We start from the raw sequence: 8,098 nt of genomic DNA, 5'->3' as shown, positions 1-8,098 counted from the left end.
GGTCTGGAGTACCGGACGACGCCAAAAGCCTCGTTCTCGTCGTTCAGGATCCTGATGCGCCGAGCGGAACGTTTGGTCATTGGGCGGTATTCAACATCTCCGCGGAGACAAGGGAACTTCCCGAGGCGGAAAGCGGCAAGCCAGGTCCCGGTGCCCTTAGGCAAGCAACAAATGATTTTGGCAACGCCTATTACGACGGCCCTGAACCCCCGGTCGGACATGGCGTCCACCATTACCATTTCCGGCTGGCCGCGCTCGACACGCCGAGCCTTGCCATTCCGGCCAGCGCAGGCGTCGAGCGCATCTGGCGGGAGGCGCAGAAACACTCGCTCGAGCAGGCAGAACTCATCGGAACCTACGAACGCAATCCGTAAGTTGATGACCGAGGTGGCATTACCCTGCTGCTGCGCGGAACGGTTCTCCTCCTTGCCGGTTGTCTGGGAAAGGAGATGCCGCCATGTTTGGAGATATCATGTGGTTAGTCGTCGTTGCCGGCGGCCCATTGTTGCTGATCGTGCTGTTGGCCTATGCCGTTATCGCACGCCGCCGGCGTGGGCCCGCTGAACGAAGGGAAAGCGACCGGGCGACCGACCGGCTATACCAGGACAAGCGTTGATCCGCATCGCAAGATGTCCGATCGGAAGACATCCAATCGGCAAGACATCCAATCGGCAAGACAGGGGATCGTAAGCCGCAGCGGGCGACGACGATCCCCAACTGGGTCAGCGCATTATCCTTTGCCGCAACCACGCAAAGAACCTGCCGCTGACGGCTGAGCGGACTCGCGTCGCAGCCCAGCGCGCTTTCATGGTTGAGCCGACGTGGCAATCGCAGACGATGTCGTGCAACTGCCAGTCGTTCAGCTCGAAAAAGCGCTTTGCCTCGCCGTATGTATCGTCTTTCAAACCCGATGCGCGCAGCACTGGATCTTCGAAAGCAACCGAAATTGCGGTTCCCTCGCCCCGCATCATTGCACGTGCTTCGGGGTGCAGATGTTCGGTGCCTGCAAACGCGCCAAGGCATCGCTCGGGATTACGCTCCAGCAGTTCAGCCCAGCGCTCTATGCGCTGATTTCGTGTCATTGCGGAATATGCAGCCGACGATTCAATCTTGGCGACGGCATGCAGTTGGTCGAGTGTTTGATGTTTCATGGCCAGCTCCTGTTGAGGCAGCGAAGCGCCCACGCCTTCAAGGGAATTACCGCGCCGTAATGCTTCGACAAGAGCGCCAGGCTGGAGAATTCGACACAACCGGATTGGGCCGGCGGGATCATAAACACACGTGCTGCGTTCATCGGCGGGGGCTGCTTGTGACAAACCGCTGATCCGCGACGGGATGCATCCATGTTCATCCAGCCAATCGACTATTTCCTTGCTGTCTGGTTCGCTCTTGCCGCCACCTCGACGCTCTATGTCGGCTTCGATCAATACCGCAACAATCCCGAACCGCTGGTGATGAAATGGGGTTTCATCCTGGTGACCCTCTATATGGGTCCATTGGGGCTGCTGCTTTATGTGCTTGCAGACAAGGAGCCACGACCGGGCGAGCATGAAGACTTCACCAGGCCGCTGTGGAAGCAAGGCGTCGGTTCGACCATCCACTGCGTTGCCGGCGATGCGACCGGCATCATTCTCGCGGCAGTCATTACGGCAACGCTTGGCCTGCCGATGTGGCTCGACCTCATCGTCGAATATCTGGCGGGTTTCGCCTTCGGCCTGTTCATCTTCCAGTCGCTGTTCATGAAATCGATGATGGGCGGCACCTACTGGGAGAATGTGCGCAAGAGCTTCCTGCCCGAGTTCATCTCGATGAATTTCATGATGGCCGGCATGGCGCCCGTCATGAGCTTCCTGATGATGGGGCGCGACATGCGCGCGATGGAGCCGACCGAGCTCTTGTTCTGGGGCGTGATGTCGATCGGCGTCATTGCCGGCTTCACGCTTGCCTATCCCGCCAATGTCTGGCTGGTCGCTCGCGGACTGAAGCACGGGTTGATGACGCAGCGCCCGCAGGCGGCCGAAATGAGCAGTCGAGAGCCGACCGCCCAGCAACAGCACGCTACGCATCATGCCCGCGCCGGCGATGATCGACGACAAGGCCACGCCAACACATCCCACAAACCCAAACGCAGCGGCCATCAGATGGAGACGGACGCCACGACGCCGCAGATAGCAGCCCTCGGCATGGTCTCGGTGCTGGCGCTGGCGATTGGCATGGCCGCACCGGCGAACTGGCTGAACCTGACGCTTTCAGCACGTGACGTCGGCGGGGCGATCATGCCGCAAGGCATGATCATGGGCCGCGACACGCCGGCGGAAGCCATGCGTGACATGGCTGCAACCGATCCGCATCGCGTCACGGCATCCTATGGCCTTGCCGCCAAAGGCGACCAGGAACTGCCATTCCGCCTGGAGAACGGCGTCAAGGTGTTCGACCTCAGGCCCTCAGTGGTCCGCTGGCAGATCCTGCCCAATGTCGCGGTCGACGCCTATGCCTACAACGGCCAGATCCCCGGTCCGCGCATCCACATTCGCCAGGGCGATAAGGTTCGCATCGACGTCACCAACGACCTGCCTGAGGAGACCACGGTGCATTGGCACGGCATGATCCTGCCGAACCAGATGGATGGGCCCGCCGAGATCACCCAGCCGCCGATCGAGCCTGGGCAATCCTATTCCTACGAATTCACCGCGACCCAGCACGGGACCTATTTCTATCATCCGCATGCCAAGCCGGACCGTACCCAGGCGCTGGGGCTCTATGGGGCGCTGATCATCGACCCTGCCAATCCCGCCGACGAGGTTCAGGCTGACCACGACTATGTGATCGAACTTCAGGAATGGCTGGTGCGCGATGGACTGACCTATCCTTCGATGCCGATGGAAGGCGGTATGCCGAACTTCTTCACCATCAACGGCAAGGCCTATCCCGCAACCGACGCCATCCCCATGAAGGTGGGCGAGACGCTGAAGGTGCGTTTCATCGGCACCAATAATGGCTTCGTCCATCCCATGCATATCCATGGCGGACCCTTCGAGGTCGTCGCTCGTGACGGTGAGACGCTTCCTCCCTCGGCGCGCTTTCTGGCCGATACGATCAATGTCGGGCCAGGACAGCGCTATGACGTCGTCTGGAAGGCACGGCGTCCCGGCAAGTGGCTCATCCATTGCCACATCCCGCATCACACGACGAACAACAATGTCGAGGAAAAGGGCGGCGGCGGGCTGATGGTCGTGATCGACGTCGGTTAGATCTGCCACCCCCCTGTGGATTTACCTGTGTCATCCGGGGGCGCATTGTTGCGCGCTACTTCTTGATAATGGTTCCGTTGCGCAAGTCGAATGCTTCGGTACCGCGAGCCTGGCGGTAGAAATCATCCTGCAATTCACCCCATTCGCCGAGAAAGGCGCCGCAATTGCTGCAATGAATTGGCGTCGACTCGTTGGCGTCGTCGGGAATGTCCATTTGGATGGTCCCACAAGCCTTGCAATCGAGTTTGTCGTCCAGCCGTCGTCCCATTTCCCAATGATTGCGCATTTTCGACCATGAGCCAATTGTCGATTTCGTACCAAATCGCATCGACCATGGCTCATCGGTCAATCGCGAGAGTCAAAAAGGACGGCCAGACCCAGTTCCCGTGCCAGCTCGATGATCGTCTCCATCAATTCATCATCTGTATCCTGCAAATAAGGCGCGTCCCTGCGAGCGGCCTCTATCGCCGCTTTGACCGAAACGATGTCGCCGTATCGCGCACTTCGAAGCTCTTCTGCCAGAAACGCCTTGGCGGTACCGACAGGTCTTATTGCCCATCTGGCGATGCTCATGCGGCTCCCTCCCATGGTCACCTCAGCTTCATTTTGATCCTGTCCAAGGTGCAGATCAATCGATGGTACGATTCCGTACGGAGCTGCCCAACCGGTTGGAGACAGCCGTGTGACGAACGCCTTGGCCAGGTTTTCGGCGTCTCTCTGGGGTGAGTTGGGGCGAAATCGCCCGGTGGGACCGGCCTTGCGGAACCATCGCTCAGCATGGGGGTTTCTTCAAAATCTCCCTCGAAGAATGCAAGGAGCGACCATGCGCATGTTGACGATAGCTGTCGCGCTTTCCGGGGCGGTCACCATTCAGCCCGTCTACGCCCAAACTATCGGACCGCAGCTTCCCCAGGTGACGCCACCGCAGGGCGAAGCGCAGCCGGAGCTGGCGCCGCCCGATCCAGGCTCTGCCGGTTTGAATTTCACCGGCGTCGCCATTGTCGCCGTCGAGGATTTGCCGGACGAAATCAAGGCGCAGGCCGATGCCGTGATTAACCAGACCAGCGCCGAAGATTTGCTTCGCCTGCAAAGCTCCGTCGATGCCTCACCTCAGGCGACGTCGGCTTTGAGAGCGAATGGGCTCAATTCCTCGCAGGTTGTCGCTGCAAACATAGATGGCGATGGCACGCTGACGCTGATCATTCAGACGACGACTTGAGGCATCGAACCATACGCATCACTGAATCGACGAAATGCAGTCGCGGAGAGCAGCAATGGTCGAAGCCGCCGTTCGCAACTTCACCATCAATTTCGGGCCACAGCATCCCTCCGCCCATGGTGTTCTTCGGTTGGTGCTCGAACTGGACGGCGAGATCGTCGAGCGTGCCGATCCGCATATTGGCTTGCTCCATCGAGGCACCGAAAAACTCATAGAGCACAAGAACTATTTGCAAGCGCTGCCCTATTTCGATCGGCTCGACTATGTCGCGCCGATGAACCAGGAGCATGCGTTCTGCCTCGCCGCCGAAAAACTGCTCGACATAACAGTTCCAAAGCGTGGGCAGCTTGTCCGTGTTCTTTTTTGCGAAATTGGCCGGCTTCTGTCGCATCTCCTCAATGTCACGACCCAGGCCATGGATATCGGCGCCCTGACGCCGCCGCTTTGGGGATTTGCGGAGCGCGAGAAGCTGATGGTCTTTTACGAGCGCGCCTCCGGCGCTCGCATGCATGCGAATTACTTCAGAATCGGCGGCGTGCACCAGGATTTGCCTGCGAAGCTTCTCGACGACATCTGGGCTTTCTGCGATCCGTTCCTCAAAGTCTGTGACAACCTCGACGATCTGCTCACCGGCAGCCGCATCTTCAAGCAGCGCAATGTCGATGTTGGTGTGATCGGGCTGGATGATGCCTGGCGCTGGGGGTTTTCCGGCGTGATGGTACGCGGATCGGGCGCGGCATGGGATTTGCGCAAGGCACAGCCATACGAATGTTACCCTGACATGGATTTCGACATCCCCGTCGGCAAGAACGGAGACTGCTATGACCGTTATCTCGTCCGTATGGAGGAGATGCGCCAGTCGGTGCGGATCATGAAGCAATGCCTGGAAAAACTGCGGTCATCCGAAGGCCAGGGGCCGGTCGCGATTCCGAACCAGAAGATCACGCCGCCGCGGCGCGCCACGATGAAACGCTCTATGGAAGCGACCATCCAGCATTTCAAACTTTATACCGAGGGGCATCGCGTGCCGGCGGGAGAAGTCTACGCCGCGGTTGAAGCGCCAAAGGGAGAATTCGGCGTTTATCTGGTTTCTGACGGGGGCAACGTCCCTTACCGGTGCAAAATACGTGCGCCATCTTTCGCCCATCTGCAGGCGATGGATTTCCTGTCTCGAGGGCACATGATCGCCGACGTTGCCGCGATCATCGGGTCGCTCGACATCGTGTTTGGCGAGATAGATCGTTAGTCCTCGGCAGGTTGCGCGCTTGCCCCGCGATGCAGAAATTCCCTCTCATGCGTGGACGGGAGGCTCTTCATTCTCGTCGGGGTTGGGCAGCGGAGTCTCGTCCGGAAGCGTTTCCGGTTCGGGTTCCTCGATCGGCTCCGGCTTCCATGTTGGAGGCGGCACGGGCATATCGCGATTTGGGTCTGGCTGTCTTGGCTGTGGCATCTAACTATCTCCGTTCAGTTGGAACAACTCGTCCGCCGTGGCATGGTTCCTGGCAGAATCCAGCCATCGAGATCGTTGCGCCCTCAAGGCAGGCGCACGTTGGTCCGCCCACGGATGCCGGCGCAAAAGTTGCAGATCGTTCGGAACCGGTCGGATTTTCGAGCCGTTGTCGTCGAAATCGACCAAGGAGAAGCGTGATGAAGGACAAGTCAGGAGATATCGACCATACACTGCCGCAAGTCGCCATCGACGATCAGCAGGTGCGACAACTGGCCGCCACGACCGATTTGCCGTCCAGGCAGGCACGCGAACTGGTGCGCCGTCACGGCAACGATCCCCGCAAGCTGGAAGAGTTGGCGAGATCGATCAACGCCACCAACTGAGTCCAGGCCAATGGGCATCGACGGCGCAAGCCGTTGGCATCAGATTTCCAGCAAGGCGTAGGGGCGGCCGCCAGGCTTGGCCACATGCATGGCGACGTTGTAGACCTTGGCTCCGCCAGGCGTTTGGCCTTCGTAAGAACCGCGATGTGCATGACCGTGCACGACAGCACTGACCTGAAATCGATCGATCGTTTCGGCCAGACGTGAAGAGCCCAGAAACGGAAATATTTCCAGCGGTTCTCCCGCGACGGTGTCGGCAATCGGCGCGTAGTGAAGGATCACCAGCGTGCGCTTGGCCCGCACCTGGCGCATCGCATTTTCAAGTCGCATTGCCTCGTTCACGCTTTCCGCGACCATCGTCTTGATCGCCGGTTCCCCGAATGAGCCGAGCATGCGTGACCCGAAGCCGCCTATGAATCCCTTCACGCCGACAAAACCGACCTCCTCGATTTCGACTGTCTGCCCGTCGAGGAGGTGAACATGCGCCTGCCGCAGGATCTTCGTGACGTCTTCCACCGCACCGGACTCGTAGTCATGATTGCCGAGGACTGCCACAACCGGGATCGAGCAGTTGCGCAGATCCTCGGCCAGCATCTCCGCTTCACGAGGCTTGCCGAGATTGGTCAGATCTCCCGTGAGAACGAGAATGTCCGCTTCGCTCGATATCTCGCCGAAGAGGTCTCGATACGAGTTTTGTGCATCTTCCCGCACATGGAGATCCCCGACCGCGGCAACTTTGAGTGCGCGTGCGCCGTCCTTGGGCGCGCTGCTCTTGACGGGATCAGCCATCACGGAATTCTCCCACACCACCGACGCCGGCGAAGCCCCATTCCTTGACGTCGATCTCGTAGTCGGTTTGCGAAAGCAGCCGCCCACGGCAGATCTTCATCCTTGGAGACGGCAATTGCCGTTGCTTGGCGAGGCGGTCGAGCAATTCATCGAGCAACCACGCCGGGATATGATCCCGCTCGCTCGGATAGATCCATCTGAAATTGATAAGCTGCATCAACAGAACCTCCCAATGAACCTCCAGATAAGAAAGCAGCCGGTGCCAATCGATCTGATCGCCCGCCTTGAGAATCGTATGAGCGATATCGGCGCCGTCGTGTCGCCCTCTGTCCTGGATAAAGCATTTGGACCAGATGAGTTCGGTCGGGCCGATGATCCGCACCCTGCTGCCCAACAGCTCGGTTTGGCGGGCGTGTTCCAGCCACAGGTCGCCAACAGGCACCGTGCCGTTGGCCGAGCCGAAGATGACGTCGAAGAAATGCGTGCCCTTGAACACCTTGCCGAGCCACCGGTCGTCCTCGATTTCGACGGCATATCCAAGCTGCTTGAAATGGGCGAGGATCCGCGCGTAGTCGCCTGCCTTGCAGAAGATATCGAGGTCCTTGGTCTGGCGGGTGACACCCGTATAGGCGCTTACCGCGTAGGTCCCGGCGACCAGAAAGGGAATGTCGGTGGCGGCAAGCTCGCGGATTGCTTCGGTATAAAATACCTCCGCCTCGGCATTTTTGAGCGTCGGCGCCGCCTTTGCGTCAATCATGGGAAGCGAGACCAGAACGTTTTCAGGCAATGGGCCATTGGTCATGAAACGATGACTCCGAATCCGGCAACCGGCAGTCGCCCGCTGTGGTAACAACGTGAACCCCGCCTGGTTCCGCTACCGGGCGGCCAGCCAAAGGTTCATTCTCGTCACGTACTGGAAATTTCGGGATCGCGCCTGCCGATCCAAGCCCGGCCCAACGTCATCGCCGGCGCAAGTCTCTATGTCGCCTCGAAATCGGCCCATGCC

General features: G+C 59.4%; 11 protein-coding genes. 6 read left to right on the top strand and 5 right to left on the bottom strand.

Features of this window, described 5'->3' with window-relative positions; all coding sequences use genetic code 11:
• Both EN925_RS13660 and EN925_RS13655 read left to right on the top strand, forming a co-directional pair.
• Nucleotides 1-374, top strand: a 374-nt coding sequence (locus EN925_RS13660) for a YbhB/YbcL family Raf kinase inhibitor-like protein (RefSeq protein ID WP_164894201.1), incomplete at its 5' end; no start/stop codon positions are given.
• 83 nt (nucleotides 375-457) lie between these two features.
• Nucleotides 458-616: a hypothetical protein gene (locus EN925_RS13655; protein WP_013531528.1), complete on the top strand. Its 159-nt coding sequence runs from the start codon at nucleotides 458-460 to the stop codon at nucleotides 614-616.
• Between the two features lie 106 nt (nucleotides 617-722).
• Here EN925_RS13655 and EN925_RS13650 read toward each other — a convergent pair whose 3' ends face one another.
• Nucleotides 723-1,151 carry a hypothetical protein gene (locus EN925_RS13650; protein ID WP_013531527.1) on the bottom strand — a complete coding sequence of 143 codons (429 nt, stop codon included), beginning with the start codon at nucleotides 1,149-1,151 and terminating at the stop codon, nucleotides 723-725.
• 192 nt (nucleotides 1,152-1,343) lie between these two features.
• Here EN925_RS13650 and EN925_RS13645 point away from each other — a divergent pair, with 192 nt between their 5' ends.
• Nucleotides 1,344-3,251, top strand: a complete 1,908-nt coding sequence (locus tag EN925_RS13645) for a DUF4396 domain-containing protein (protein WP_127368600.1) — start codon at nucleotides 1,344-1,346, stop codon at nucleotides 3,249-3,251.
• A 55-nt stretch (nucleotides 3,252-3,306) separates the two neighbouring features.
• Here EN925_RS13645 and EN925_RS39645 read toward each other — a convergent pair whose 3' ends face one another.
• Nucleotides 3,307-3,600 (bottom strand): hypothetical protein, encoded by a 294-nt coding sequence (locus tag EN925_RS39645; protein ID WP_164745831.1) that lies wholly within the window; start codon nucleotides 3,598-3,600, stop codon nucleotides 3,307-3,309.
• Nucleotides 3,597-3,824, bottom strand: coding sequence for a hypothetical protein (locus EN925_RS13635; protein ID WP_013531524.1), 228 nt, complete (start codon nucleotides 3,822-3,824; stop codon nucleotides 3,597-3,599). The genes EN925_RS39645 and EN925_RS13635 overlap by 4 nt, the downstream gene beginning before the upstream one ends.
• Nucleotides 3,825-4,008: 184 nt before the next feature.
• On the opposite strand from EN925_RS13635, the gene EN925_RS13630 reads away from it, so the two are divergent.
• The 3 genes from EN925_RS13630 to EN925_RS13615 all read left to right on the top strand — a co-directional run bounded on the left by EN925_RS13630 (nucleotide 4,009) and on the right by EN925_RS13615 (nucleotide 6,303).
• Complete coding sequence (locus tag EN925_RS13630; RefSeq protein ID WP_244514301.1) at nucleotides 4,009-4,470, top strand: hypothetical protein; 462 nt, start codon at nucleotides 4,009-4,011, stop codon at nucleotides 4,468-4,470.
• A gap of 55 nt (nucleotides 4,471-4,525) precedes the next feature.
• The gene (locus EN925_RS13625) at nucleotides 4,526-5,716 is read left to right on the top strand and encodes an NADH-quinone oxidoreductase subunit D (RefSeq protein WP_063168035.1); all 1,191 of its coding nucleotides are present in this window, start codon (nucleotides 4,526-4,528) and stop codon (nucleotides 5,714-5,716) included.
• Nucleotides 5,717-6,117: 401 nt separating this feature from the next.
• Nucleotides 6,118-6,303 carry a hypothetical protein gene (locus EN925_RS13615; RefSeq protein ID WP_013531520.1) on the top strand — a complete coding sequence of 62 codons (186 nt, stop codon included), beginning with the start codon at nucleotides 6,118-6,120 and terminating at the stop codon, nucleotides 6,301-6,303.
• Between the two features lie 39 nt (nucleotides 6,304-6,342).
• On the opposite strand, the gene EN925_RS13610 is transcribed toward EN925_RS13615, so the two are convergent.
• Nucleotides 6,343-7,092 carry a metallophosphoesterase gene (locus tag EN925_RS13610; protein WP_013531519.1) on the bottom strand — a complete coding sequence of 250 codons (750 nt, stop codon included), beginning with the start codon at nucleotides 7,090-7,092 and terminating at the stop codon, nucleotides 6,343-6,345.
• Nucleotides 7,085-7,894, bottom strand: coding sequence for a nucleotidyltransferase family protein (locus tag EN925_RS13605; protein ID WP_063168036.1), 810 nt, complete (start codon nucleotides 7,892-7,894; stop codon nucleotides 7,085-7,087). Before EN925_RS13605 ends, EN925_RS13610 begins: the two co-directional genes overlap by 8 nt.
• Nucleotides 7,895-8,098 lie beyond the last annotated feature (204 nt).

The sequence above is a fragment of the Mesorhizobium sp. M7A.F.Ca.US.006.04.2.1 genome (genome assembly GCF_004022915.1).
In the GTDB taxonomy this organism is placed as follows: Bacteria; Pseudomonadota; Alphaproteobacteria; order Rhizobiales; family Rhizobiaceae; genus Mesorhizobium; species Mesorhizobium ciceri.
The sequence above is the reverse complement of the archived record's forward strand: the minus strand, read 5'-3'. Positions and strand labels throughout refer to the sequence as shown.

What these genes read in the sequence shown, in the direction of transcription:
- EN925_RS13655 (WP_013531528.1), top strand. Translation starts at nt 458, where the DNA reads ATGTTTGGAGATATCATGTGGTTAGTCGTCGTTGCCGGCGGCCCATTG.
- EN925_RS13650 (WP_013531527.1), bottom strand. Translation starts at nt 1,151, where the DNA reads ATGAAACATCAAACACTCGACCAACTGCATGCCGTCGCCAAGATTGAA.
- EN925_RS13645 (WP_127368600.1), top strand. Translation starts at nt 1,344, where the DNA reads ATGTTCATCCAGCCAATCGACTATTTCCTTGCTGTCTGGTTCGCTCTT.
- EN925_RS13635 (WP_013531524.1), bottom strand. Translation starts at nt 3,824, where the DNA reads ATGAGCATCGCCAGATGGGCAATAAGACCTGTCGGTACCGCCAAGGCG.
- EN925_RS13625 (WP_063168035.1), top strand. Translation starts at nt 4,526, where the DNA reads ATGGTCGAAGCCGCCGTTCGCAACTTCACCATCAATTTCGGGCCACAG.
- EN925_RS13615 (WP_013531520.1), top strand. Translation starts at nt 6,118, where the DNA reads ATGAAGGACAAGTCAGGAGATATCGACCATACACTGCCGCAAGTCGCC.
- EN925_RS13610 (WP_013531519.1), bottom strand. Translation starts at nt 7,092, where the DNA reads ATGGCTGATCCCGTCAAGAGCAGCGCGCCCAAGGACGGCGCACGCGCA.
- EN925_RS13605 (WP_063168036.1), bottom strand. Translation starts at nt 7,894, where the DNA reads ATGACCAATGGCCCATTGCCTGAAAACGTTCTGGTCTCGCTTCCCATG.